The following is a 26,465-nucleotide window of genomic DNA, read 5'->3' as shown; positions in this document are numbered from 1 at the left end:
TCAGAACTCCACACGTTTGAGATGCGCCTTGATCGCGGCTATCAAAGCCGGCGGATCTTCCAGCATCGGCAAATGACCGATGCCGGGCAGGAGAACGTGTGGGGCATGCAGCATGGCTGCCATTTCCGCGCCGGCCGCGGGAGGGCAGGTAAGGTCGAACTCGCCGGTCACAACCGTCACAGGACAGCTGACACTAGCCACCAGGGCCCGAATATCGGCCGCGCAGGCGGCACGCCACACGCGACGCATGTCATCCTTGCTGTTGGGATTGCGCAATGCCATGGCCTTGGCCACCACCTCGGCGGATGCGTTCGGAGCGAGGGCGTATTTCGGCAGGACTAACTCAAACATCTCGGTGACGGTGTGATGTTCGAGGGTGGATAGCACCGCCGCATTGTCGGGATCTCGCGAGTAGAGCTGGCTGCCCACCGCAACAACCGAGATGACCCGTTTGGGCTCGGCGGCTGCGAGATAGACTGAGATTGCTCCACCAAGCGAGCCGCCGATGGCGTGGAAGCGATCGACGCCCGCCCGGTCGACGGCGTCGATGCAGTCTTTGGCCCACCTCGCAATGTCGTATTGCTCGGCCGGCGGCGAGTCACCGAATCCACGCATGTCAGGGACGATCGCGAACCGGTCGGCGAACGCCGGTACGATCTCCGCCCACGCCGAGCCCCTCAGATTGATCGGATGCACGAACAAGATTGGCAGCCTACTCGTATCCATCCCGTCATAGTAAGAGACGGCAATCGTGCCGACTGGTCGCTTGATAGTGAGCCGTCTCATGAATGCTCCACGGGCACGACGTCCTGAAAGGCGGAAAGGACACTCAAGTGCGGGGCGCTCTTTGATTCCAACGAATGCTCGGCCATCGCAGTCCATCCGCTTTTCTGGGGTAGATGGGACAGGAACTTCCGCTGCAAAATCTGTTCTGAATTTCCTTGCAGCACCGGCGGGACCAACCCGTCCCGCCGGAGTGTGATATCCTGCCGGCCCCCGACAGGCTGGTCGCTTGGGTTATGGCTTTTGGTCGTCCGTGACCGAGAAGCTCTTGCCAAAACTGGGCGGTAGATAGCCCACACCGCGGGTGGCATAGCTATCGCCGAACGGCTGCCGGATCTTATCTTTTGGCGCCATCTCCGAGCAGTGGAAGTGCCAGATCTTCCACTCCGGCTTTCCCTCTCCGTCGTTGCGCACGTAGATCTCGGTGCTGCGCAGGTACTGTTCCGGCTTCTCGAGGGTCTCGAAGTTGCCTTCGCAAAGCAGGTAAGCCATGTCGCCGCGGACATCCAGACGCCAGATGTGCATGACTGCAGGTTTCGAGCGCGGCGTGTCCTTGAACCACTCCCAGAAGGCGGTAAGTTCTTCGCGACCGAAGTACGGATCGCCGCTTAGGTTGAAATTCAAGAATGCGGTGCCACTCGGGAAGCAGGTTCGCATCAAGGGGATGTCCCACTTGTAATTGGCGGCCCACCAGTCGCGGTGTACTTTCAAAATGGCTGCTCGGTTCTCATCTACAGTCGGCATGGATGCTCCTGGGTGGTGTGATCGTGAAATAGGCCGCCGAGGATCCCCCAGATTGGCGACCTCATCGGCCTGTGGTCCAAGGACCAGGGCAGATTCTCGTACTTGCTTGGATGATTCCGAAGCCTTGGCCGTCTTCAGACTTTCTGGACAGCAGTTCTGAGCGGACCAGCTGAGCGCGCGCGGCGCGAAACGCGAAATGGCGAGACCTTAAGCGAGACGATGATGCTGTTTCCGGTGATCGCAGGATGTCGATCAGGCCAACGATGCACCGGGACACCTCGCGAGGCACCGCCACCAACTCAACGACGATGAATGCATTGATCCTATGGCCATTGCGACACAGCGCATCGAGCGCCCGCACCAAACTTGAACTGCGTGCTACTGCGAGCATCTGCGCACAGGGGTGGCCGATCGAAACGTGGGCGACCAATAGCCAGCCGAAAGCGTGCGCTGGCGCGATAATTCGGCTCACTCCGGGCTCCTCCAAATCTTAGATATGTGATCACAAATCAAAACAGACGTCAAGCGCTGGGAGAGGCATTCCGGCATTGCCCAAGGGGCGCGCGAACGCCCCCCGCTCCGCTAGGTCATGTCAAAAGCGGTGGCACGGGGCTCTGGCACGTCTGCCCTATCGCGGCGGTCGTCTAGTCCAGTAACAATCGGCTTTAGCGCTGGCGGGTTCTGCGACGCTAGATAGCGATCATGCGTAACATCGCCATAGACCGTCGTACGTTGGCGCGGCAGGCGTGCCATTTCGCGGATAAGATCTTCCATTTGCTTCGGAGCCATCTCGTGGCCGTGCTGGGCACCGGCTGAGCGCGAGATCGTTTCATCCATCAGCGTGCCGCCGAGATCGTTCACGCCAGCTTCAAGGCAGGCACGAATGCCTTTTTGCCCGAGCTTCACCCACGACGTCTGAATGTTGGAGATCCTCGAGTGGAATACGAGCCGTCCGATCGCGTGCATGAGAACGACTTCGCGAAACGTCGGCCCCTTGCGCGAGCACCCCTTCAAATAGATCGGGGCTTCCATGTGGACGAACGGCAATGGGACGAATTCGGTGAAGCCGCCGGTCTCGGCTTGAAGATCCCGGATGCGCAAGAGATGCTTGGCCCAATGCTCGTAGCGATCAACATGGCCGAACATGATGGTTGCGGTGCTGCGCAATCCCGCTCTATGGGCCGTTCCCATGATCTGCAGCCACTGCGCCGTGTTGATCTTGTCGGGACACAAAATGGCGCGGACTTCGTCGTCGAGGATTTCCGCGGCCGTCCCGGGCAATGTGCCAAGTCCGGCTTTCTTCAACTCCCGCAGAAACTCATCGACCGAAATTCCGAGCGTCCTGGCGCCTTGGAACACCTCGAGCGGGGAGAAAGCATGTATATGCACCTCAGGCGTGAACTGCTTTACGGTCCGGCAGATCTCAAGATACTTCGCGCCGGTGTAGGAGGGATGGATGCCGCCCTGCATGCAAACCTCGGTCGCGCCGCGCTCCCAGGCTTCGCGGGCGCGCCGTCCGATCTCATCCATCGCGATATCGTAAGGCCGCCCGCGCAAATTCTCGGCGAGCTTTCCTTTCGAGAACGCGCAGAACTGGCACCTGAAGTAACAGATGTTGGTGTAGTTGATGTTTCGGTTGACGACATAGCTGACTGTGTCGCCATTGACGGAGCGGCGCAGCTCATCTGCGGCGCGGCAGACGGCTATGAAATCGCGCTCCTCGGCCTCGAACAGCGACACGATCTCTGCTTCTTCGAGCCGTGTCCCAGATTGAGCCTTTGCGACAATTCTACCTACGCTGCCGCTCAAGAGCGCGGGCAAGTTGGCCTCTTCACGCAGCATCACAAGGTCATCGGCAGGCGGATCGCCCCTCGTTCCAGGGCACCATTCGTCCGAACGCGGCCACCCTCTTCCGTCGATAAGACCTAGCAGGCTTTTCTGCAGCGATGTGTCGGTCCAGCGTGCATACTGACGCGCATAGGCTGGATAAACCGCGAGACGTTCGACGAGCTTCTTGCCGCATTCGGCGGTGGCCTCGGCAAGACGCGCGAGATGCGGCCAAGGCGCCTCGGGATTGACATGGTCCGGCGTGACCGGGGACACGCCGCCCCAGTCATTGATCCCAGCGCCCAAGATCATGTCCAGTACGCCAGGGCTGAGATTGGGCGGCGCCTGGATGTTCATATCGGGCCGGAACAGCAAGCGCGCCAATGCAATGGTCCACACATGCTCTTCCAGTGTCGGCGCCGACGCATGTCTCATCCGCGTATTCGGCTTCGGCCTGAAGTTCTGGATAATGATTTCCTGAATGTGTCCGTGGCGTTCGTCCAGATTGCGCAATGCTAGCAGCGACGAGATGCGCTCAAGCGGCGTCTCACCGATACCGACCAGCAGTCCGGTCGTGAAGGGGACAGAGAGCTGGCCGGCGAGTTCAATCGTCTGCAGCCGCCTTGCTGGATCCTTGTCAGGTGAACCGAAATGCGGTCCCCCGGGCTCGCACAGCCGTGCGGAGGCGCTCTCGAGCATAATCCCTTGCGAGATGGAGACCTTGCGCAAGTTTGCGATATCATCGGCCTCCATCAAGCCTGGATTGAGATGCGGCAATAGGCCTGTCTCGCAGAAAACCGCGCGCGCGGCCTCTTGGAGGTAAGCGAGGGTCGATGCAAACCCCATTTCGTGCAGCTCACGCTGGGCTTGGCCGTAGCGCAGCTCAGGCTTATCACCCAGCGTAAATAGCGCCTCTTTGCATCCGGCCTCACGACCGACACGCGCGATCGCGAGCACCTCACCGATGGTGAGGTAGGCGCGCTGCCCTCTTTGGGGGGCATGGGCAAATGTGCAGTAGTGGCAGACATCCCGGCATAGCTGCGTAAGCGGAATGAAGACCTTTCGCGAGTAGGAGATCTTTCTGCCGTGGGCCTCATCCCGCCTCGATGCCGCCATCGCCATGAGATCGGAAAGAGATACGTCGCTGACCAGAGATAGGACCTCGGAAGCGGAAATTTCGCTTTGCCTTAGCGTGTCCAGAAGCATCCGATCCATCATTTTCAGAACTCCTCACGCTCCGCGAATTACAACGGAGCTTCCCTCATTTGCGCAACCAACGGCGAACTCATTTCTGCCGCCCGCATCAACGATCGGGCGGCTGTGTCCAGCACCTCCGCACGTCGCCGTTCCCCCAGATTGATGGAACGCAAATAGCGATCGGTCGCGGTCAACGTGCTCAGGTCAAGAAAATCAAAGAGATCGGCGGGACTGTCGAGATCAAGCCCAATTCTTGCATTGCGGCACACGATGGGGTCGATGCTGAGGCGATCGGCTGCGGCGATGTGGCGGGCAAAGCTGTCGGGGCCAAAACACGGCTGCAATGGCCGCGCCAAGGTGAACGCAACGGCGTTCGTGCCGCCATCGCGTGGCGCCGGCACGATCACTACACGGTTGCGCTCCGCGGCCTGAAGAAGCGTTGAAATATCTTCGCTCATGATCGCGGGCACATCGCTCGGCAGAGCGACGACAAGCCGGCCTCCCCTCTTTTCGACCCCTGCGAGACCTGCCGCGATTGCCTCGTTCGTTCCGTTCGCGCCGCCGTCATCAATGACAACAGCACCTAAGCGAGCTGCTTCTCGCGCGACATCGTCTGCACTGGTGACAACAGCGACTTTCTTCGACGTCGGCACGCTGCATGCTGCCTCAAGAACATCGGTCAGCATGGTACGCGCCAATGTGGCGCGCTCGGATGCGGTCAAAAATGATGAGAGCCGCTGCTTTGCGCGCAAGAACATCTTAGCCGGGACAATTACCCATGCATCAGGGCTGGTCACGATACACCTCCGCTCAAGGGTCCTTTTTCCTGTCCCTTGCGCTTTGTTCGAAGGCTATTGCCGAACATAAGCGCGTGCTCCGCGAGGGCGATTTTTGATTGCAATCCAGTCATCAATGTTGGTGCCAGATGCACGTCGATGCCAAGGTCGGCAGCCCCTTCGGCATCCGTCGTGTCTATGATCAAGCCATCGATCAGCCCGGCGTAATGTCTCGCAATCTCTCGGTTTGTGGCTTCAAGGCCGAGCTCGTCCATGATCTTTCGTGTCGGCCCTTTGATGGCTTGGCCCCCTATGATCGGGGAAATGGCGATGACAGGAACACGGGCCGCTCGCAATTTTTCCGTCATTCCTGGAACAGCCAGCATCGGATCGATGCTCAGATAAGGGTTGGACGGACATAGGATGATGAGGCGGAGATCATCAGCGTCAAGAGCCTGAAGCACCTCCTGTGTGAGGCGGGCGCTTTCGGTCCCACTGAATCGGATCTGCTTGACCGCCGGCTCGCAGCGCCGCCCAACAAAATAGCGTTGGAATTCGAGTTCACCTTCCGTACTTACAACGATGGTGGAAAGCTTGTTGTTGGTAATGGGCAGCACGTTTGAACGAACGCCGAAGCGACGTGCAATATCGATCGAAATGGCTGTGAGAGTTTCACCGCTTAGCCGCCGGCGGGTTCGCTCCACATGCATGGCCATGTCGCGATCGCCAAGGGAGAACCAGGTCTGCCCGCCGATTTCCTTCAAAGCCCCCATGAAGTTCCAGGTCTCATCGGATCGACCCCAACCACGTTGCTGGTCGCTCAAACCACCGAGCGTATAAAGCACTGTATCCAGGTCCGGGGAGATATGTAGCCCGAGATGCTCGAAATCGTCCGCGACATTTACAACAACGGTCAGACGTTCTCCGAGGAGGTGCTGCAAGCCGAGAGCAAGTTTTGCTCCTCCGACTCCCCCGCAGAGGGCCACCACACGGCCCTCATCAGACAGATGAGAAGGTCCCTTCATCTGAAAAGATCCTGCGCCTTCGGACGGACAAGAACCGAGGCAGGCTTTGCCGGCGCCTGACATGACAGTCCGCGGACGTGGACGATCGGTTGTCCCTCGGCTGCCTGTCCCATCACCAACGACGCGGCCGCTGCCAGTTCATCAGCCACGGCGATCTCCGTCACCTGCATGGGCCGTCCGAACAAATCGGGCTCCCCAATCATATTCTGAAGTGCAGGCAGCCCTGCACATCCGATTGCCACCCCAACAACACCGTTGCGCCAAGGCCGACCGAAGCTGTCGTTCATGACCACTGCGACATTAACGCCGAAATGTTGATCGAGCCCGGACTTCAAGCGCTCGCAACTGTCATCCGGATCTTTTGGCAGCAGCAGCACGCGATGACTGTGACCTTGATCGATATTGGATTGATCGATCCCGGCATTCGCCATCACGAACCCAAGGCGGTGAGCAACGATGATCACGTTCTGCCTGGAGCGGATGATCTCGCTTGACTCCGAGAGCACCACCTCGATGTGCCGCGGGTCCTTTCCAACCGTTTTTGCGAGTTCCAATGCCCGTGCGGAAGGGATCACGTCATCGAGATCAACGTACCTATTTTCTGCCTTCGAGACGATTTTTTGAGCAATTACGAAAATGTCACCCGAGGCGACCTCGATGCCAGCACTAGTAAGGCCATCCGCAATGATAGACACCAGATCGTCGTCCGGCCTCACCATAGGGATCCCACGAAGGGCGGTATAAGTGATGCTCCTAGTCATCGCGAGGCCTTTCTCCCTTCGCGGCTGCTCACTTCCCGATTATTAATTCTTGCACATGTGCATCTCGTCTTGAAAATGGTGCCCGCCGAGGTGCCGCCAATCAATGCGAATCCGCTATATTCCATCTTCTTCTCCGTGGGCAGCTTGTAAGTGCTCAACTGTCAGATACGCTCTTTCGATGCGATCGTCCTGCAGGAGTGCCGATGAATCTCTTCGCGCTTGCCTCATACACAGCCGCTAACCCAAGTTGGTCACTTGCCTCTACGCTGCGTCCCAGCCGGTCTAATCATTATGAGCGCAGCAGGAGAGATGGATCGCTTCACTATGGTGCGCATTGCAAAGCTGGATTGCAGTCTCGCGACGCCTGGCAACCGCGATAGCTGCTGCTTATGGATACGTTCGTAGTCCTCCATGCCACATGCCAGCACTTGAACCTGATAGTCGTCCGCACCGGACATAAGGTGGCACGAGATTACGTCGGGGCACTTGTGGATTTCAGTCTCAAAGCGTGCGAGTGCATCCTCGTTTTGGCGATCAAGTGTGATGTGAACGATCACTGTCAGCGGGAAACCAAGCGCATTGACATCGATGTTTGCCGCGTAACCCTTGATGATGCCGGCTTTCTCCATTTGCAGTACGCGCCTCGCACAGGCGGTCGCTGACAGTCCGACCCGTTCGGAGAGAGCCAAGTGGCTTATTCGGGCATCTTGAATGAGTTCGCGCAGAATTTTACGGTCGAGAGAATCGAGGGCTGAGAGCATCGCGTCGAGAGCCCCTATCGTTGTTCCATTCACGTCAAGCCGGAGATCGAGATGCCGGCGCCTTTCACTTTGTATTTGCGGTTGATCGCGATCAGGACGGAGGTTAGAGCCTCGGCCGCGGTCGAATTCGCGAGGACACCGCCATCGACGCCACGATTGCTCACAGCGTCCGCGAGCGTGATCACTTGGTTGCGGGCATCGGCGTCATCGCTGAACACCAGGACATCGCAGTCTGCCTTGCCGCCAGCATGAAGCTTCTGCGAGCCGACATTGTGGAAGGCGCCGACCACGCGCGAGCTTGGATCAAGCAGCGACTGCGCTATCAGGGCTGCTGAACCAGCACTCGGGAGATGAACGACGGATACCTTTGGCGGCACGAGGGGCACTACCGCGGTGACGACAATCTTGCTCTTGGCAGGATCTTTGATCTCGCCCAGGCTTGCCTCATAGTTGGAGAAAGGAACCGCAACGACGACGATGTCGCTCTTCGCAGCTGCGGCAGCGTTGGTGTCGCCGCTGACATTGGCGAACCCTTCCGACTTCAGGAGCGAGACTGCCTCCTGAGCGCGCTCAATTGAGCGGGATCCGAGAATGACGGAGTATCCGGCGCGACTCCAGCTGCGGGCAAGGCCAGACCCGAGATCGCCGGTGCCGCCGACGATTGACAAAATAGGAAGGTTAGCGTTCGACATGTGGATTGCACCTTCTTTGCTTGCGGCATGACTCTTCCGCGAAACTTTGCTTTGCTTGAGTGTGCCGGACGGTATTCACACCAGACCGAACACTCAACAGGTGAGTGGCTGCCGCATCATCACGTGCACAGGCTCTTCAAATCCAGCGCGCCGGCAGGTCAACAGTTTTGAGCCCCTCCCGGACGAAAGGATTTCATGCTAGCCACCCTCAAGATAGGGAAAGAAATTGAGTTCGGCACCGTCTTCGACTTCGGCGGACAACGGCACCACCACGTCACCAATCGACGCCAGCCAGACCTCATGCTCGGCGAAGGAGTCGATCACGTTGAGAACCGTCGTTCCGTCGGGCAGGTCAAGCTGAATGGATCCAATTCCGTCGGGCAAGAACCGACGGAGGTTTCCATGCATATTGATCTCGACGCGGATCATGAGTGTTGCACCTGCATTGCGGCGGCAATCTTTTCAGCTGTCATAGGCAGTGAATTCGGCCAACAGCCGGTCGCCGCTGCGATCGCATTTCCGATGGCAGCCGGTGGCTCGATACAAGGTGGCTCGCCGACGCCCTTGGCCCCGTAAGGACCGGCAGCGGAGGGGCATTCCACGATGATGCTCTCGATCTCCGGGACATCCATCGCTGTCGGCATCTTGTAATCGGTCAGGTTCGCATTCATGACGCGACCGTCCTGATAAACGATCTCTTCCGACAGCGCCTGGCCGATACCTTGCGCCACGCCGCCCTCGATCTGGCCCTCGATATAGGTCGGATTGATCGCATATCCGACGTCCTGGGCCACGACATAGCGATTGATGGTCACTTTGCCGGTTGCTTGATCGACCGACAGGTCGACGGCATGGGCATGGTAACTCGGTGTATTCCATACGGGTAGCGGATGGTTCTGAACACGCGTTGGATCATAAGCGGGCGCGGGCGAAATGGCCGTGCCATGCGCGATGAGCCCGCCGCCGGCAAGACGCGAGATGCGCGCCAATTCCGCAATCGAAATCGACTTGTTGCCGGCCACCACATGCTTGTCTTGCAGTTTCATATCCTCGATCGGGGCTTCGAGCTGCTCGGCTGCGAGTTCGAACATCTGGCGCCGCAGCTCGGCGGCAGCAGCAAGACAAGCGTTGCCGACCGAGAAAGTGGTGCGGCTCCCTTGAGCGCCGTAGTCAAACGGGGCGGCCTGGGTGTCGACTCCCGTCACGTTGACGTCGGTTAGATCGAGGGACAACTCCTCGGCCAGGATTTGAGCAGCTCCAGTGATGGCGCCGGTGCCAATTTCGACGGCGCCGCTCACAAGCGTCGCACTTCCATCAGGGTTGATCTTGACATAGACGCCGGACGAGCCACCGGTTGTCATCCACCAGCTGCAGGCAATCCCCTTGCCGCGTCCTGGCTCCGGATTGCGATCGTGCCAGCCGATCGCATCGGCTGCCTTGCGCAGGCATTCCTCGATGCTCACAGACCTATGAATCTCGCCGGAAGGACCTGGGTCTCCCTCCTTGACGACGTTCCGCAGGCGCATTTCGAGAGGATCCAATCCGAGATCCTTCGCGATCATGTCGATCTGGCATTCCATCGCGAAATTCGCCATCGGCCCCGCAGGAGCGCGGAACGAGCCCGAATGGACCTTGTTGGTGTAGACAGCGATGCTTTCGAACGCGAGCGCTCCGGTCTTGTAAGGGCCTGCCATGACCTGCAGCGCGATTGCAGCCGTTCCCGGACCTGAGCCTGCATAAGCGCCACAATCCACGATGATCCTGCCGCTTCGAGCGAGAAGATGTCCTTGTTTGTTGACAGCAGTCTTGAGCAGAACGATGGAGGCCTGACGGGGAAGCGCGGCTGTGAGCTCTTCTTCGCTCGTCGACATCACCTTGACCGGGCGCGCGGTCTTGCGCGCCAGGAGAGCTGCGAAGTGCTCAACGCCGATCCTTAGCTTCCCGCCGAAGCCGCCACCAATGCCTGGCACGGTCACCCGCACACGCGCGGCCGGTAGATCAAGGATCTCGGCCAAGGTCGTTTGCGTATCGAACGGCAATTGCGTGTTACACCAGACGGTCACGATTCCATTCGCATCCCAGTCGGCGGTCGCAACCCGTGGCTCTGTGTATCCAGGATGCTGCAACGCGGTTGAGAAACGATGCTCGTAGACCTTATAGGCTTTTGCGAATGCCGCTTCGGCATCGCCGACGCGAATGCGCGCTTGACCTGCGATATTGCGGTTTCTCGAAATGATCGGGAGCGCCTTGTAAGTTTCCCAATCCGGATGGATCCGGATATCGCTCTCGAGCGCGTCCTCCGGATCAAACAGCGGTGGCAAATCCTCGTATTCGACCTCAATGGCTGCAAGCGCGCGCTCAGCGATCTCGAGAGAGGTGGCCGCAACGGCGGCTATTGCATGTCCAATGAACAACGCGCGATCAGTTGCGAACACAGTTGTATCGCGCACTGCCGTTCCGTAACGGATCTGTGGAATGTCAGCCGAGGTGATGATTCCCCGTACGCCCGCAATTGCAGCCGCTTGCGACGTATCGATCTTTTTGATCAGCGCGTGCGCTCGCGTACTGCGCAGAACCCTGCCGTAGAGCATGCCGGGGAGCTTGAAATCTGCGGCATAGACGTGCTTTCCGGTAACCTTGCCGACGCCATCCCGTCGGGGTAAGCGGTGACCGGCAACGCGATGGGTATGTGCGCTCATTGCTTGGCTCCCGAGAGTGCGATGCGGTCTGCCGCGGTTGCCACGGCATCAATGATCTTGCGATAGCCGGTACAGCGGCACAGGGTCCCTGCGATCGCTTCCCTGATTTCGTCCCGCGAGGGCCGGCAGCCCGGATTTTCATCAAGGAATGACTTTGCCGTCAGGATCATTCCCGGGATGCAGTAGCCGCACTGAACAGCACCGCATTCGATGAATGCTTCCTGGAGGGGATGCAGATGCTCGGGATCGCCGATCCCCTCGATTGTTGTGATAGAGCATCCCTCGACCTGACCTGCGAGCAGGATGCATGAATTAATGGCCTTTCCATCAAGCAGCACCGTACAGACGCCGCACTCTGCTTCAAGGCAGTTCTCTTTCGTGCCCATCATGCCGATCTCGTTGCGCAGGACCTGCAGCAGCGTCCAATGGGGCTCAATGAGCACTTGATGGCTCTCGCCATTGACAACGATATTGAGAATTTTCCGGTTCATTGATTTTGCTCCCGAATTCGTTGCAAACACGTCGTCAGCGCGCGCTCTACCATCACGGCGACAAGACCGCGGCGATAACCGGCCGACGCGCGGACATCAGAGATCGGACTGGAAGCCTCTGCCGCGAGCCTGCCCGCCTCCGCAAAGCTTTCCTTCCCGGCAGGTTTGCCGATGAGGAAGCCTTCCGCCTGTTGGGGCCGGAACGCCTTGGGGCTTGCGGCGCCGATGGCCAGGCGCACGGAAGCGCAACGCGAGGTCGAAGCCTCTAGCGTCAAGCAAGCAGCAACACAAACGACCGAAATCTCCATCGCACGCCGTCGCCCTTCCTTGAGGAAGGCGGTTGCTGATCTGGCTGGAAGCTTGGCAAATCGGATGCTGGTCACGATCTCTACCGGTGAGAGATTGGTTCGTCCCGGGCCAACGATGAAGTCTCGCAAGGCGACAGAGCGCCGTCCCTTCGGGCCGGTAATGTCGAGACTCGCATCGAGCGCGAGCAGCGGCGGCACAAAATCGGCGGCTGGCGAAGCATTGACGATATTGCCGCCGATCGTGGCGATGTTTCGGACCTGATGCCCACCGACGACACTGGCAGCTTCCAGCAGCACCCGCAAATTACCCCGAAACGCAGGATGGGTTTCGATGCTGCGATACTTGGTCAGCGCGCCAAGGGCGAATGCGTCAGCGGTCTCAGTGATCTCGCTCATGCCGGGCAGGCAGGCGACATCGATCAGATGCGCGGGATCAATCTTCTTCCGATTGATCTGGATGACCGTATCGGTCCCGCCGGCGACATAGCGCGCGGTCGGCGCAAAACGTTGAGCGAGGTCAACGGCCTCCGTGACTGTCGCCGGCCGATGAAGATCAAAGCTCATGGCTTCACCCCTTCGTTAGCCTGTACAGCGGGCCAGACCTCGGAGCCCATCTTGGCGATCGTGTCCTCGATTGTACCTCCTTCGGCGGCGAAGGGCATAGTGATGATGCCATCAACCCCGGCATAGCGCAGTTCGATCACACGCGCGGTCACTTCCTCGACATTGCCGGCCAGAGTGAAGGCGTTGATGTGGCGGTCGGTCACGTATGGCAGCAGAGGAAGATAGGGCGTCACGCCGGCGGCGTAGTGGGCACCCTGAACGGTGGCGAGTATATCCTCCGGCAATGTGAGCCCCTGCTCTTCAGCTGTTTCAAACTTAAGACGTCCTGCACCGAGCAAGCGTGCTACCGTCGGCCGCAGAGCGTCACGGGCGGCCTGACCATCTGACGCAATACAGGCATTGAGCCGAACGATCAGTTTGACGGATTTGGGATCGCGGCCGGCCTTCCTGGCCCCCTCATCCAGTCTCGCACGGAACGCCTTGACTTCCGCGGCGTTGCCGCCTGCCTCCATGAACGCGGCATCGGCGCAAGCGCCCGCGGTCCGTTGCCCGAGCGGTCCGTTACTAGCCACATAGATTGGGATATCGGCGCGTATCGGGGTGAAGTTCAGCTTGCCCTCCCTGAACTGAATGACCTCACCCTCATAGGCGACAGTCTCGCCTCGCAGAAGCATGCGAATGACCTCGATCGCTTCGCTTATGGCGCGCGCGGGCTTCTTCCGATCGATGCCAAGCTCAGCAAAGCCCGAAATCCCGGCGCCGATGCCCAGAATTGCGCGCTTGTTGGAAATCTCGTCAAGCGTCGCAATCGCCATAGCCGTCAACGCGGGGTGCCTTGCATAAGGGTCCGTTACACAAGGTCCGAGCCTGACCCGCGACGTGTTTTGAGCAAAATAGCTCAGGCAGGAATAGACCTCCCGATAAAATCGTTCATCGGCAAGCCAGACCGTATCGTAGCCGCTCGCTTCGGCGAGCTTGACGCGATCAAGCATCTTGATCATGGGCGCGTTGCCGAGAATTAGCAGATCGAGGGTCATCTTGTTGTCCTGTTTTGCGGCTTACGTCTTGGGTCAGGCAGAGCTCAATGCGACGTCATTCTATCTCATCGCTGACGAAATAGATGTTCTTCGAGCGATCGAGAAACTTGCCATAAAGCTCCTCTCGCAGAGCAACGCCGGCCGGCGAGGCCAGATCCTTGTCATGTTGCTCGAGGCTCTTGACTTCGATCCGCTCAATGTACTGCCACGTTGAATTTTCGGCACCCTGGATGGGGCGGCGAATGCGGTGCACCTTGTAGCTCACATAATTGTCGAGGCTGCGCACAAGAGCGTAGTCGCGCTCGCGCACCCATGCCTCGTATTCAGCTGGATCGACCCCAGGCTTTAGCGTGCTGATCAGGAAACGGACTGGCATGCGACTTTCTCCTTGGCTGTTTTCTCAATACGGGTTGACCGAATATCTCCGACGACTTTGACGCGGACGCGCATCGCATTTCCTGGCAGATAGGCGATCGGGGTGTCCTCTGCCTCGACCAAAGCGAGCGAGGCCGGCTCCGCACCAGCCTCCACCGCCCGGGTATCGGCAAGCTTGCGCGCTGAAGCGACGGTCTCATCTCGCGTCAGACCTTGGAAGACCTGGTCGACTTCACCACTGACCTGGGCGATGGCCGCGCCAACTGCATTTGCGCAACCTCCGTGCTGAACGCGGACAACACGCCCGACGCCCTGCAATTCTTCAGGAACAAGAAACGCGCCGCCACCGACCGCGATGAGGGTGACGTCTTCGGCGCTTGTCTTCATCCGATCAACGTTCTCTTCCAGCATCTCCTTGCAGCGGCGCAAAATGCCGCTCACCTCATCGGCAGTTATGTGCGCCACACGCTTGCGATCGCCGAGGTCGATCAATCCGGCGGCGACGCCAATGTCAGTTGCCGTCACGGTGTTCCCTCCAAAGACAAGCGCCTCCTTGGACAGGCGATACCCAACACTAAGTGGTCCGATCGTGCCCGCATCAAGATCGACATGGCTGCCGCCCCCAAGTCCGATGGACACGAGGTCCGGCATGCGAAACAGCGTCCTGACACCCCCAATATGCACGACCGCGTTGGCCTCCCGCGGAAAACCGTTCCGCAGATGGCCAAAATCAGCCGTCGTGCCGCCGACGTCGACCACCACCGCTTCTTTAAGGCCAGAGAGATAGGCCGCCCCGCGCATGGAGTTGGTCGCGCCAGAAGCGAAGCTGAACACCGGGTATGCGGCGGCACGCGAGGCTTCTGCGACGGTGCCATCGTTCTGCGTGACAAAAAGCGGAGCGTTAAGTCCGACCTTTGACTTGGCGTGCTCGAAGGCCGTGATGGTCTCCTCGGCAAGCGCAATGAGAGAGGCGTTAAGAATTGCCGCATTCTCGCGTTCGAGCAAGCCGATCCCGCCGAGCAGATGTGCGCAGGTCACCGACACATCCGGGATTTCCTCGCGCAGGATCGCGGCAACCGCCTTTTCGTCAGAAGGGTCGAGCGGAGAGAATAGTGCGTTGACGACGACGTATTTGAGAGCGCGATTGCGGATCTCGCGCGCAATTTGCCTGGCTGCAGCGATATCGAGAGTAGCGAACCTGCGCCCATCGTAATCGTGACCACCTTCGATTTGCCAGACGCCGCCATTGGCGAGCTCGGCGAGGCCAGCCGGCCAATCTGTGAAGGGCGGCAAGGAGCTGGTGGCGGGGAGCGCGATGCGGATCACCGCAACTTTCGTAAGATGGCGACGCTGAACGACCGCATTGATGAAGTGGGTCGTACCGATCATCAGAGCGTCAATGCCGGCCGCAAGGTTGGCACTCAGATGGAGCGCCTCGATGGCCGTAGCCACGCCGCTGGTGACGTCGGCCGTGGTGGCAACCTTCACGCCTTGGACGACCTTTCCGTCGTCGATCAGCACGGCATCCGTGTTGGTGCCACCTACGTCAATACCGATGCATCTCATGAGCAAAATACCGACTTGAAATCGATGTCATAGCCGAAGGCACGGGGGCCGACATGGTCAAGCCCGCGCGGCGAAAGGAAAACCGGAGCAGCCGGAAGCGCGATCACCGTCGTCCGCTGCCCGTAGCGAATGGTTTCTGTTCCGATTGCTTCGCCAGATTCGCTGTCGAGAACGCAAATGAGGTCGGGCGTCGACACGACCGCCTGCCCATCACGCCACACGACGATCCACTCGTTCTGGAAATCGACCCGAATCTGACTGCCGTGATTCTCGCCAAGCCCCTCGATGACGGTGCGGCCGCGCAGGAAGCCCTCTGTTGTCCGCCGCTCCACCTCAACGACTTTGCCGGAGAACAGGAGCTTGCCCGATTCTGCTTTCAGAATGGCCGCAATCGGATCGGCATGCTGGCGGTTGGCTTCGACGACAGCCCTTCCGAGATTGATGGCCTTGGATGTGGTGCGCGGGATCGCCCACTTCTTCACTTCCGCACCAGTGCGCGGCGCCTTGCAAGTCGCGACAATGGATCCGAATTCTGTGCAAAGCTTGCGGCTCACACGCTCCATCCATTTCCAAGAAGAGGTCTTGCCAACGATGGCCTCATTGCCGCGCGGGTCGATCGATGTCAGCGGATAAGGCGCGAGATTGCCAACCGCAAAGCTCGTCATCTGCGCTTCAGGGTAAGCTCGGCCCATCGCATCAGCATCGATAACCGGAATCTTGAGATGGACAGCAGCAAGCAAAGACTGCATGCCATTGCCCCCACCGATCTCGACCGGCATCACCGCCCTGAACTTGCGGCCAAGATGCTCTTCCATGGCCGAGACGGCGCGAGCGATCAGCCGGCTGTCGACCAGCCGCTCCTGGAAAACGAGCGGAGCGCCCATAATCGAGACGACCGCAACCGCATCGTCATCGTCCAACTCGTCGGGGTCAATGAGATTGATGCGAACGCCGTCATTGTAGAAGCGCCGCAAGTTCAGCAGCGCGTGATACGGACTTCCGCCACCACCCGTTCCGAGAATCCAGGCGCCAACCGAGAGCGCCTCGATATCCTCTGGACTCAATTGCCTCATCTATTGCCTCCAAGCCGCAACCAGTTGCGGCGATAGAAAAAAATCAAGCAGCAGTCGAGCCGCCGCCCAGCACACGGTGCGCACGCTGCGAAAGGAACGGATCCCCAAAGCGACTCGCGATCCGCTGGGCCGCGGTGGTAAGCAGCGTGATCATGCGACTCCTCTCTTCATCGCTCAAATGCGAGGCGGGATAAGAGATACAGAAACCCACCGTTTCGCCGATCTCCGGATCGGCTACGCTTACCGAGATCGAGCCGACGCCAGGGATAGCCTCATCGGCGGCCTCGGCCCAACCGAACCGACGTGGCTGGTCGAGTGCAGTCAGCAACTGATCGACGCTTTGCGGCGCGCGCGGAGAAGGCGGAATAACACCTTCAGCGTGAAGTGAGCGCACAACATCATCCGAAAGCCGCGCCAACAGACTGCGACCGAGTGCAGTCGCAAACGCCGGCGCACGCTGGCCAAGCGGCGTAAACACCCGCAAGGCGTGAGAGCCTTGATGCATCCGGATGACCAAAACGTCAGCACCATCGAGGATCGAGACGTAACCCGTGTGTCCCGTCTCTCGACTGATTTCCCTCACGGCCTCATCGACCGCGTCAATCAACGATGAGTTCAGCTTGTAGAGGCGCGAAATCTCAAAAAGCAGATTTCCGACCTTGTAGCGCGGCGGATTCTCCGAACGCGATAACAACCCCTCCTGCAGCATCGTTTTCAGCAGTCGAGATGCTGAGCTTTTAGGCATCTTTAACAGCTGCGACACATCCGTCACCGACACTTCGAGCCTGCCAGGCCCAAAAAGTCTAAGTATTTCCGCGGCATTTTCGATTGCGCCCACTTTTTAATCACCATGTTTCGTATATTGAAACTGAGTTGACAATAGCAGGACGATGACAATAATGCAAGTTATCAATGCAAGCCGTCGCGCACCGGATGACCCGCAAGCTGCGCGCAAAGTCAGGAGAGGAATGAGATGAGAAGCGACACGCGCCGTCGGGATTTCTTGAAGTTTGCCGCAACCAGCATCGCGGCCCTCACATTCGCCGGCAAAGCTCGGTTGGCTGCCGCGCAGGAAAAGCGAACGCTGACGGTCGCCTGGGACGCCGACATCGACACGCTCGATCCGGCCTCGTTCAAGACGTCGGCAGGCTACACTGTGCAAGCCAATGTTTACGACAGTCCGCTGATGTGGAAGGTGCAGCCGGTCGCGGGAAAGCCGGGAGTGTCGCAAGCAAGGCCGGGCGAGATCGAGGGCGGCATCGCCCAGTCCTGGTCTTTCGAAAATGGCGGCGCCACGCTAGTGCTGAACATCCGCAAAGGCGTGAAATTACCGAGCGGTCGCGATGTCAACGCAACGACTGTGAAGTATCTCCTCAACCGCGGGCTGCAGTCGCCGGGCTATATGCGCATCCTGTTTCCGCGGCTTCTGGGCGTAACGAACCCCGAGCACTTCAAGGTGCGTGACGAGTTTACGATCGAGATCAACATGCCCTCGCCGAGTCCGATGGCGCTGGACACGATGGCGCTCATGAACAACGCGCTGCTTGATCCGGATGAGGTCAAGACGAATGGGACCGCGGAAGATCCCTGGGCTGCCAATTGGCTGAAGCGAAACACCGCCGGGCTCGGACCCTATCAGCTGGTGAAGAACCAGCCAGGGGTCGAGGTCGTCCTAGAAGCGCAGGCCGATCACTGGCGTGGTCGGCCCTATTTCGATCGGGTGGTCTTCAAATATGTGCCGAACGAAGCCGATCGCGTGCTGCTGCTCAAACGCAAGGCCATCGACATGGTGGTCGGCAGATCAACCCTGTCTCCGCGCAATGTGAAGAGTCTCGCAGCCGAGCCAGGTTTGAAGACCGTCTCCGTGCCGGACACCCTGTGTCACTGGCTTTGCATGAACACGCAGAAGGCGCCGCTTAACAACGTTAAAGTGCGTCAGGCCATCAATTACGCGATACCGGTCCAGGCCATCATCCCGAGCGTGCTGTATGGTTATGGCACCGAGATGAAGAGCCCTGTGCCGAGTTTGACGCCCGGTTACGATAGCACGATTAGCCCCTACAAGTACGACATCACAAAGGCCAAGGAGTTGATGCGCGAGGCGGGCTTTGGCAAGGAGCCGATTGCGATTGACCTTGCGGTACGCGCTGGGTGGCAGCCGCACGAGCAGGCTTCGATCTGGCTCCAGACTGAGCTGGAGAAGATCGGCTTCAAAGTGAGCATCGTCAAGGAAACCGAGGCCACCTTCCGCCAGATCGCCACCAAAGGCGATCACCAGCTTTCGATCGAGTCGTGGCAGTCTTGGATCAACGATCCCTTCTATCACCTGTTCTTCAACTTCCACAGCACAGCAAAAGGCACCAACACCTCTTTCTATTCCAATCCGGAAGTCGACAAGCTGATCGATGAGAACATGCACGAAACCGACATTGGCAAGCGTCTCGCAGCAGCAAAACGCCTGCAGGAGATTATCATCGGCGACGCTGTCTGGGGGCACCTCTGGTACGAGAACTGGACCCGCGTCATGCGATCCGACCTCGTTGGCATTGAGAAGCGCTGGGATAGTTATGAGCGCTTTTTCAGCATGAAGCTCGCCTGAGCACCTCAATTTTCGTCTCAATCGGGAGAGCGTTGCAATGTTTTTTTTCAATTATGTGACGCGGCGGTTTGCGCTGGCTCTGCCGACATTGTTCGGCGTCAGCGTGATCTGCTTCACCCTCACGTACTTGCTTCCCGGCAATCCAGCCATGGTGAAGGCGGGCCCCTTTGCCACGCCAGAACATCTCGCCGAGATGGAACACCAAATGGGATTGGATCGTCCGTTTCCCGAGCAGTACTACCGGTACGTCTCCGGCATCTTCAAAGGCGATCTTGGCGAGAGCGCATCGACGGGACGGCCGGTCTCGCAGGACTTTCTGCAGCGCCTGCCCGCCACTCTCGAGCTCAACTTGGCGAGCCTTCTCATCGCGATCGTGATCGGACTGCCTCTCGGCGTCTTATCTGCGGTGCATCGCGACACGTTGGTAGACCATATCGGACGAGTCGTCGGCATCATGGGGGTCGCGATGCCGAGCTTCTTGACCGGGCTGTTGTTCGTTTACGTCTTCTTTTACATGCTCGATTTGGCCCCCTCACCTCTTGGACGGCTGGGATCCGGCTTAGAACCTCCCGCACACCTCACAGGGCTCTATGTGATCGACTCCCTGATGACCGGAAACTGGACTACCCTGCGATCAAGCCTGCATCAGCTGATGCTCCCTGCAGCGACCCTCGGGCTCAGCGCGATCGCGCCAGTCGCTCGCATGGTGCGCTCCACCATGCTTGAGATCCTCGAGTCCGATTACATCAAGGCGGCGTGGGCCGCCGGATTGCCGCGGCGCACGGTCATCTACAGGGATGCCCTGCGAAATGCGCTGATACCGGTCATCACTATTTCCGGAATCGTTTTTGGATTTCTGATGGCCGGAAATGCGGTCGTGGAGAGCGTGTTCTCATGGCCGGGTATCGGCAACTACGCGGTGACCGCACTGCTCACGAAGGATTCGGCTCCGATCCAGTCATTCATCCTCTTTGTCGCCGTAACGTGTGTCATGGTCAATCTGGCGGTTGATATTGCGTACGGCCTCATCGATCCCCGGATAAGGTTCAGCTGATGTCTTCATCATTGTCTGTGTCCTCCTCGACTTCCAAACCAGTGGCTTCGTCTTTGGTGTGGCAGCGGCTTCAGCGAAATCCAGTTTCGTTTGCGGCACTCTGCGTGATCGTGCTGATCGCAGCGGCTGCGATACTCGCGCCAATCGTGGCGCCCTACGCGCCCGATGCCACCGATCCCGCAGCCTCCCTGCAGCCGCCCTCCTGGCAGCATCCGCTTGGCACTGACGAGTTCGGCCGGGATCAACTCTCGCGGATCATTTTTGCCGCACGCGTCGACCTGCTGGTGGCCTTTGCGGCAACATTGATTGCTGTCACAATCGGGGGCTTGCTTGGAGCGGTCGTAGGATACAGCCGAGGTTGGGCTGATACTCTCGCGATGCGCGTAGTCGACGCTCTCATGGCCTTTCCGGCGTTCGTATTGGCCATGGGCATCACAGCTGGCCTTGGCAATTCCATCACCAATGTCGCAATTGCCATCTCGATCACCCAAATCCCGGCATACTTGCGGCTCACGCGTGGAGAGATGCTTCGGCTTCGCGAAATGGAGTATGCCGATGCAGCACGCACTCTCGGTAATCCAACCTGGAGGATTGTGTTGATTCACTTGCTGCCCAACTGCCTTCCGCCGCTGATCGTACAGGCCACCCTCTCGACGGGTTTCGCGCTTCTGACAATGGCGTCGCTATCGTTTATCGGGCTCGGAATTCAGCCTCCGCAAAGCGAATGGGGCGTTATGACAGCTGAAGGCGCCTCACAGATCGTCACAGGAGAATGGTGGCTCTTCGTGTTTCCTGGTCTGGCGATCATGGTTTCCGTTCTCGCATTCAACCTTATCGGTGATGGACTGCGTGATTTGCTGGACCCGCGCATGAGGGGGCTGAGATGACCGAAATGCTTGAGATCTCGGATCTGACTGTTCATTTTCAGATCAATCAAGGCGCGATTGAAGCCGTCGATCACATTAACCTGACGATTCGCCGAGGCGAAATTCTTGGACTAGTCGGTGAGTCCGGGTCGGGGAAGTCGGTGACGTCTTTCGCCATCCTGCGCCTGATCCGCCCGCCAGGGCGTGTGGTGTCAGGAAGCGTCCACTTCGACGGCATTGATCTTGGCTCGCTTCCTGAGGAGCAGATGCGCCGAATGCGCGGCGCGAAGATCGCGATGGTCTCGCAAACGCCGCGAACCGCGCTTAACCCGCTCCTGACCGTTGGAAGGCAGATTTCGCGCTTGCTGATGGTGCACGCAGGTTTGTCGACGCGAGAGGCCGAGAAGAGGATGCTGGAGATGCTGCGCCTTGTTCGCATTCCAGCACCAGAGAAGCGGGCCAACCAATACCCGCATCAGCTCTCGGGGGGAATGTGTCAACGCGTCATGATCGCGATGGCGCTTGCAACCTCACCTCAGCTCCTGCTTGCGGACGAGCCCACCACCGGGCTTGACGTGTCGATCGCAGCCAAGATTCTCGATCTTTTACGCGAATTGAGCACCAAGACGGGAGCCGCGATCATGCTCGTTACGCACGATCTGGGCGTCGTTGCCGAAATCTGCGACCGCGTTGCCGTTATGCATGCGGGCCAGCTGGTTGAATGCGCGCCCGTGCGGGACCTGTTCCATAATCCCGCTCATCCATATACGAAGGCGCTCGTCCGATCGATCCCGAGAGTAGATCGGGATGTCGTGCTTGAGCCGATATCGGGCTCGGTTCCTTCATTGATCAACCCGCCCAGCGGCTGCCGTTACGCAGGACGTTGTGAGTGGACGATGGATCGCTGTCGCGTTTCGCGGCCCCCGATGGTCGAGGCCGCTCCCGGCCATGTTGTAGCATGTTATGGATTTGAGGAACGTCGTGTCACTTGTTGAGATTCGTGATCTGCAAATGCACTTTCCGCTGGGCGGGATTGGCGGCACACTCGCGCGCCTACGTGGTCAAGCCGAGCCTGTCTTGCGAGCGGTCGATTCCGTCTCCTTCGACGTAGAGGCCGGCGAAACCCTCGGACTGGTTGGTGAGTCAGGCTGTGGCAAATCGACCGTCGCGCGTTGCCTGGTTCGGTTACTGAAACCGACGGCGGGATCTGTCCGCTATGCCGGCAAGCAGATCGCGACGCTTGACGCGCAAGCAATGAGGCCGTTCCGCCGGGACATCCAAATGGTGTTCCAGGATCCCACCGCGTCCCTCAATCCCAGGCTTTCGGTGAGAAGCATGGTCGAGGAGGCGCTCACGCTTCATACCAAATTTGACGCAAAGGAACGCCGCGCACGGGTCGAAGAGCTCATGCACGAGGTGGGTCTTGGCCGCGATCTTTTGGACAGCTATCCCCACGAACTTTCGGGTGGCCAACGCCAGCGTGTGAATATTGCCCGGGCGATCGCGACAAATCCTCGCTTTGTTGTTCTCGACGAACCGACGTCCGCACTCGACGTCTCGTTGCGGTCGCGAGCGATTCTCCTGCTGGAGAAGCTGCGCGAACATCTCGGGCTATCCTACCTCTTCATTTCGCACGATCTGGCCACGGTGAAGTACCTCGCGAGCCGCGTTGCAGTGATGTATCTTGGCAGCATCGTGGAATTATCGGACACACGCGATCTGTTCGCGAAGCCCTTGCATCCCTACACGCGAGCGTTATTGGCGGCCGTTCCGGTGCCCGATCCCGACGCAAGGCGGGACGACTTCACATTGGCAGGCGAAATTCCAAGCCCCATTGATGTCGAGACCGGATGCAGGCTGCGCGGGCGTTGTCCATTGGCCAAACCTATCTGCGCAGAAAAACCGCCGTTGAAGGAGATCGCGCCGGGCCGATTCGTCGCCTGTCATCTCGTCGCAGAGCTGTCCTCTTGATTTCAGGTCCGCCATAACAAAGGGTGACGATCCATTATAGCGATTGTCCGATTTGTGTTTGCCGCATTGAAGCCGGGTGTCGGTGCGGCAGACTATGAATGCTTCGAGCACGAGGTGGACTATGTCATCGCCTCCAAATTAAAGACTATCGTGAGCTATTGCACGCACCGCATCACCGAAACCGGCGCCGGCCTATCGGGCGGACCGTGGCACTACGTCGAGCGCATTGAGGTGACCGACCGTGCAGCCTAACAAGCTGAACTTGCCGTTGCCGGCAAGGAACTGATCGACGAACTTTACGAGAATTATCTCGATAAATCCAAGACAGTATCGGTCTGGTCAGAGCGTATCGAAGCCGGATCAGGTCCGCATGCGGCAATTTGCGGCGCTGAAACACCATCCCCACTGTACCAAACAAAATAAAACCTGTTCCAGTGACATCTATCTAAGCCCGCCTATTCTACGGTTACCGCTTTAGCAAGATTGCGCGGCTGATCCACGTTGGTGCCCATCACCACCGCGGTATGATAGGCTAAAAGCTGCATCGGAATGTCATAGACCATCGGCGTAAAGGTTGCCGGCATGTCTGGCAGCAAGATGGTCACGAGCGGGTCTATGGTCGCCTCCCTCGCGCCCTTTGCATCGGTCATCAGGATGATATTGCCGCCTCTTGCTGCAACTTCCTGCATGTTTGAGACGGTCTTTTCGAACACCCCGTCATAGGGCGCGATGACGACCACAGGCATGGTCTCGTCGATCAACGCAATCGGGCCGTGCTTGAGCTCGCCGGCGGCATAGCCTTCGGCGTGGACATAAGAGATTTCCTTCAGCTTCAGCGCGCCTTCCAGCGCCAAAGGGAACGAGGTGCCGCGGCCGAGATAGACCACGTTGCGACATTTCGCCATGTCGCGCGCGAGCTTTTCGATTTGGGGCTCGGTGGCGAGCGCGGTTGCCATCAGCCTCGGAATCTCGATCAACCTCTGCACGAGCCTGGTCTCGTCGGAGTCGGACAATTCACCGCGCGACTTGCCGGCGGCGACCGCGAGCGCGGCGAGCACCATCAGCTGGCAGGTGAACGCTCTGGTCGAGGCGACGCCGATTTGGGGCCCGGCCAGCGTCTGCAGCATGGTCTCGCTCTCACGCGCAATGGCCGAGGTAGGCACGTTGACGACTGAGAGCGTATGGAGCCCTTGCGCCTTGACGTAGCGGAGCGCGGCCAGCGTGTCGGCCGTCTCGCCCGATTGCGAGATGAAGATGGCAAGATCGCCTTTGCGCAGCGGCGCCTCGCGGAAGCGGAATTCGGAGGCAACATCGAGCTCGACTGGGACGCGGGCCAGACGCTCGAACCAATATTTGGCGACATAGCCGGCATAGCTCGAGCTGCCGGAACCCGTGATCGATATGCGGCCAATGTCGTTGAAGTCGAATGGCAGTCTCTGCGGCAACGCGATGCGCTCGGCGGCCATGTCGACATAGCGCCGGAGTGTATGGCCCACCACTTCCGGCTGCTCGTGAATTTCCTTGGCCATGAAGTGACGATAATTCGCCTTGTCGACCAGGAACGACGAGCCCCCTGATTTCACCACCTCGCGATGGGCAACGGCGCCTTGCGCGTTAAAGATCACGCTGTTCTTGCGGGTGAGCACGGCCCAATCGCCGTCCTCGAGATAGGTGATGGTGTCGGTGAACGGCGCAAGCGCAATCGCATCCGAGCCCAGATACATCTGGCCATCCCCCTGACCGATCGCAAGCGGCGAGCCCTTGCGAGCGCCGATCATGAGATCGTCATGGCCCTTGAACAGGATGGCCAGCGCGAACGCGCCGCGCAATTTCGGCAGCGACGCTTTCACTGCCTGCGACGGTGAATAGCCATTCGTCAGATAGGATTCGACGAGATGAGCGACCATTTTGGTGTCGGTTTCAGAGGCGAATTGGGTGCCCTGCTGCTCCAATTCGGCACGCAGCTTGCGGAGATTCTCAATAATGCCGTTGTGGACCACGGCCACGTTATCGGTCATATGCGAATGAGCGTTACTCTCGATCGGCTTGCCGCGGGTGGCCCAGCGGCTGTGGCCGATCCCGATATGGCCCCACAGCGGCTTGGCGCGCAGCCGGTTCTCGAGGTTTTTCAGCTTGCCCTCGGAGAGCCGCCGATCGAAGTGATCGCCTTCCAGCGTCGCAACACCCGCAGACTCAGAGCCGCGATAATCCAGCCGCTTCAGCGAAGCGACGAGTTGGTCCGCGACCGGAGCGCGTCCCAAAATGCCGACAATCCCGCACACGCAGATCAATCTCCCCCATTAGCTGCACTTGAACGATATCGTCGTCCCGCTTGAAAATGTGGGCGGCAAGCTAACGTGGCGCTGTCCGTCAGATTGATCATGCCTTACCATTTATGCGTTGAGCCACAGGCAGGCAATTAGCATGCCAGCACGCAGTGAATGATGATGTTCTGCTTTTCGAGACGCGGCCGTTGACCTTACAACGCGTATCGGGTCCGCGATACGCCGTTGGAAGGATCGCGGCGATTGACCGGCTGCCTTGTTGCGGATCGCGCTGATCAAGCGTTACGCCGCAGCAATTGCATCGCGCTTCGCGCCGGCCGATCCGCCCGGAGCTTGGCTTAGATCGAGCACGATTTTAAAGACTGCAATCGAGAACACCGACGCTCTGGCCGGCTAGAGAAGGAGGAACGCCTCTCACCGTGATAAAGGGCGGAACGAGGGAGGCGGCCGGCTCAGGCTTCGCGAGGTCATCGCGCTAAAGTTCAGACGCAGATGACGGAAGAAAAACGCGCGCAGGACTATTCGTCCAGTACGTGTTGATCATTGCCCGGAAGGCGAAACCGCGATTGAGCCTCTCGCCGAACATCTCCATCTTTCGCTTCTCGCCGCCCCGGTAAACTCAATTGCCTGCTCGACGCTAGCAAGGTGTCGGCTCCGTATGACGAGATCTCGTAGAGGGGGACTCTAGGCCGATGGAGCTGGTCAGGAACAGCTGCGAGGAATGGCCCGTGAGCTGAGGGACCGCCCTCCCCGACGCGGCGCTTCGGGGTTCTCCGATAACTCCCTGCTTGTACTGCATCAAGTCGCCCCATCCTGCCTGCGTGTTGTCGTGTTCAGCCGTGTCCGGCTGAAGACGGCTATGTGCGGAACCCGACAGGAAGGCGCAAGTATTCCACTGGCGCGTCGCCAAGCACATGGTGTTGCCCTGTGCAACCAAGTTCGCACAACGTCTTTTGTGGCACGCCGATTGCTGGGACACGGTGGGGATACACTACGACCACGGCCATCTCG

The 26,465-nt window shown here is 59.1% G+C and carries 24 protein-coding genes; 6 read left to right on the top strand and 18 right to left on the bottom strand.

From position 1 onward, the window contains the following. From CQ13_RS27775 to CQ13_RS27695, 17 genes are all read right to left on the bottom strand, one after another. Complete coding sequence (locus CQ13_RS27775) at window positions 1-696, bottom strand: alpha/beta fold hydrolase (protein WP_245309363.1); 696 nt, start codon at window positions 694-696, stop codon at window positions 1-3. 321 nt (window positions 697-1,017) lie between these two features. Next, window positions 1,018-1,527 (bottom strand): YybH family protein, encoded by a 510-nt coding sequence (locus CQ13_RS27770; RefSeq protein ID WP_063800166.1) that lies wholly within the window; start codon window positions 1,525-1,527, stop codon window positions 1,018-1,020. Window positions 1,528-2,109: 582 nt separating this feature from the next. After that, window positions 2,110-4,569 (bottom strand): 5-amino-6-(D-ribitylamino)uracil--L-tyrosine 4-hydroxyphenyl transferase CofH, encoded by a 2,460-nt coding sequence (gene cofH, locus CQ13_RS27765; RefSeq protein WP_430649718.1) that lies wholly within the window; start codon window positions 4,567-4,569, stop codon window positions 2,110-2,112. Between the two features lie 29 nt (window positions 4,570-4,598). Then, window positions 4,599-5,348 carry a 2-phospho-L-lactate guanylyltransferase gene (gene cofC, locus CQ13_RS27760; RefSeq protein ID WP_156433952.1) on the bottom strand — a complete coding sequence of 250 codons (750 nt, stop codon included), beginning with the start codon at window positions 5,346-5,348 and terminating at the stop codon, window positions 4,599-4,601. Further along, complete coding sequence (gene cofD / locus CQ13_RS27755) at window positions 5,345-6,352, bottom strand: 2-phospho-L-lactate transferase (protein WP_057846016.1); 1,008 nt, start codon at window positions 6,350-6,352, stop codon at window positions 5,345-5,347. Before cofD ends, cofC begins: the two co-directional genes overlap by 4 nt. Beyond that, complete coding sequence (gene cofE, locus CQ13_RS27750; RefSeq protein WP_057846015.1) at window positions 6,349-7,113, bottom strand: coenzyme F420-0:L-glutamate ligase; 765 nt, start codon at window positions 7,111-7,113, stop codon at window positions 6,349-6,351. Before cofE ends, cofD begins: the two co-directional genes overlap by 4 nt. A gap of 251 nt (window positions 7,114-7,364) precedes the next feature. Further along, a complete protein-coding gene (locus CQ13_RS27745; RefSeq protein WP_057846032.1) occupies window positions 7,365-7,874 on the bottom strand; it encodes an Lrp/AsnC family transcriptional regulator in 510 nt (169 codons plus the stop codon). A 29-nt stretch (window positions 7,875-7,903) separates the two neighbouring features. Continuing rightward, complete coding sequence (gene npdG / locus CQ13_RS27740) at window positions 7,904-8,566, bottom strand: NADPH-dependent F420 reductase (RefSeq protein WP_057846014.1); 663 nt, start codon at window positions 8,564-8,566, stop codon at window positions 7,904-7,906. A gap of 198 nt (window positions 8,567-8,764) precedes the next feature. Continuing rightward, complete coding sequence (locus CQ13_RS27735; protein ID WP_057846013.1) at window positions 8,765-8,995, bottom strand: MoaD/ThiS family protein; 231 nt, start codon at window positions 8,993-8,995, stop codon at window positions 8,765-8,767. Continuing rightward, on the bottom strand, window positions 8,992-11,265 hold the full coding sequence (locus CQ13_RS27730) for a xanthine dehydrogenase family protein molybdopterin-binding subunit (RefSeq protein ID WP_057846012.1): 2,274 nt from the start codon (window positions 11,263-11,265) through the stop codon (window positions 8,992-8,994). Before CQ13_RS27730 ends, CQ13_RS27735 begins: the two co-directional genes overlap by 4 nt. Next, window positions 11,262-11,756 carry a (2Fe-2S)-binding protein gene (locus CQ13_RS27725; protein WP_057846011.1) on the bottom strand — a complete coding sequence of 165 codons (495 nt, stop codon included), beginning with the start codon at window positions 11,754-11,756 and terminating at the stop codon, window positions 11,262-11,264. The genes CQ13_RS27730 and CQ13_RS27725 overlap by 4 nt, the downstream gene beginning before the upstream one ends. Continuing rightward, window positions 11,753-12,628, bottom strand: a complete 876-nt coding sequence (locus CQ13_RS27720) for an FAD binding domain-containing protein (RefSeq protein ID WP_057846010.1) — start codon at window positions 12,626-12,628, stop codon at window positions 11,753-11,755. Before CQ13_RS27720 ends, CQ13_RS27725 begins: the two co-directional genes overlap by 4 nt. Then, window positions 12,625-13,665, bottom strand: coding sequence for an LLM class flavin-dependent oxidoreductase (locus CQ13_RS27715; protein WP_082637677.1), 1,041 nt, complete (start codon window positions 13,663-13,665; stop codon window positions 12,625-12,627). The genes CQ13_RS27720 and CQ13_RS27715 overlap by 4 nt, the downstream gene beginning before the upstream one ends. Before the next feature lie 55 nt (window positions 13,666-13,720). Beyond that, complete coding sequence (locus tag CQ13_RS27710) at window positions 13,721-14,041, bottom strand: hypothetical protein (RefSeq protein ID WP_057846008.1); 321 nt, start codon at window positions 14,039-14,041, stop codon at window positions 13,721-13,723. After that, window positions 14,023-15,606 carry a hydantoinase/oxoprolinase N-terminal domain-containing protein gene (locus CQ13_RS27705; protein ID WP_057846007.1) on the bottom strand — a complete coding sequence of 528 codons (1,584 nt, stop codon included), beginning with the start codon at window positions 15,604-15,606 and terminating at the stop codon, window positions 14,023-14,025. Before CQ13_RS27705 ends, CQ13_RS27710 begins: the two co-directional genes overlap by 19 nt. Next, on the bottom strand, window positions 15,603-16,679 hold the full coding sequence (locus CQ13_RS27700; protein ID WP_057846006.1) for an S-methyl thiohydantoin desulfurase family protein: 1,077 nt from the start codon (window positions 16,677-16,679) through the stop codon (window positions 15,603-15,605). The genes CQ13_RS27705 and CQ13_RS27700 overlap by 4 nt, the downstream gene beginning before the upstream one ends. A 43-nt stretch (window positions 16,680-16,722) precedes the next feature. After that, window positions 16,723-17,517 (bottom strand): IclR family transcriptional regulator, encoded by a 795-nt coding sequence (locus CQ13_RS27695; protein ID WP_063800164.1) that lies wholly within the window; start codon window positions 17,515-17,517, stop codon window positions 16,723-16,725. Between the two features lie 135 nt (window positions 17,518-17,652). On the opposite strand from CQ13_RS27695, the gene CQ13_RS27690 reads away from it, so the two are divergent. The 6 genes from CQ13_RS27690 to CQ13_RS27665 are packed head-to-tail and all read left to right on the top strand — an operon-like array spanning window position 17,653 to window position 23,421. Beyond that, entirely contained in the window at window positions 17,653-19,278 is a 1,626-nt protein-coding gene (locus CQ13_RS27690; protein WP_082637676.1) for an ABC transporter substrate-binding protein, read from the top strand. Between the two features lie 37 nt (window positions 19,279-19,315). Further along, a complete protein-coding gene (locus CQ13_RS27685; RefSeq protein WP_057846003.1) occupies window positions 19,316-20,332 on the top strand; it encodes an ABC transporter permease in 1,017 nt (338 codons plus the stop codon). After that, entirely contained in the window at window positions 20,332-21,219 is an 888-nt protein-coding gene (locus CQ13_RS27680) for an ABC transporter permease (RefSeq protein WP_063800163.1), read from the top strand. Before CQ13_RS27685 ends, CQ13_RS27680 begins: the two co-directional genes overlap by 1 nt. After that, window positions 21,216-22,193: an ABC transporter ATP-binding protein gene (locus tag CQ13_RS27675; protein WP_057846002.1), complete on the top strand. Its 978-nt coding sequence runs from the start codon at window positions 21,216-21,218 to the stop codon at window positions 22,191-22,193. The genes CQ13_RS27680 and CQ13_RS27675 overlap by 4 nt, the downstream gene beginning before the upstream one ends. Then, window positions 22,180-23,169, top strand: a complete 990-nt coding sequence (locus CQ13_RS27670) for an ABC transporter ATP-binding protein (RefSeq protein WP_245309360.1) — start codon at window positions 22,180-22,182, stop codon at window positions 23,167-23,169. The genes CQ13_RS27675 and CQ13_RS27670 overlap by 14 nt, the downstream gene beginning before the upstream one ends. A 54-nt stretch (window positions 23,170-23,223) precedes the next feature. Beyond that, window positions 23,224-23,421, top strand: coding sequence for a hypothetical protein (locus tag CQ13_RS27665; protein WP_057846000.1), 198 nt, complete (start codon window positions 23,224-23,226; stop codon window positions 23,419-23,421). A 203-nt stretch (window positions 23,422-23,624) separates the two neighbouring features. Here the strand turns inward: CQ13_RS27665 and glmS are convergent, their stop codons facing one another. Continuing rightward, the gene (gene glmS, locus CQ13_RS27660; protein ID WP_057845999.1) at window positions 23,625-25,451 is read right to left on the bottom strand and encodes a glutamine--fructose-6-phosphate transaminase (isomerizing); all 1,827 of its coding nucleotides are present in this window, start codon (window positions 25,449-25,451) and stop codon (window positions 23,625-23,627) included. Between the last annotated feature and the right edge of the window lie 1,014 nt (window positions 25,452-26,465).

Origin of the sequence: Bradyrhizobium retamae, from assembly GCF_001440415.1 — a bacterium.
GTDB lineage: Bacteria > Pseudomonadota > Alphaproteobacteria > Rhizobiales > Xanthobacteraceae > Bradyrhizobium > Bradyrhizobium retamae.
The sequence above is the reverse complement of the archived record's forward strand: the minus strand, read 5'-3'. Positions and strand labels throughout refer to the sequence as shown.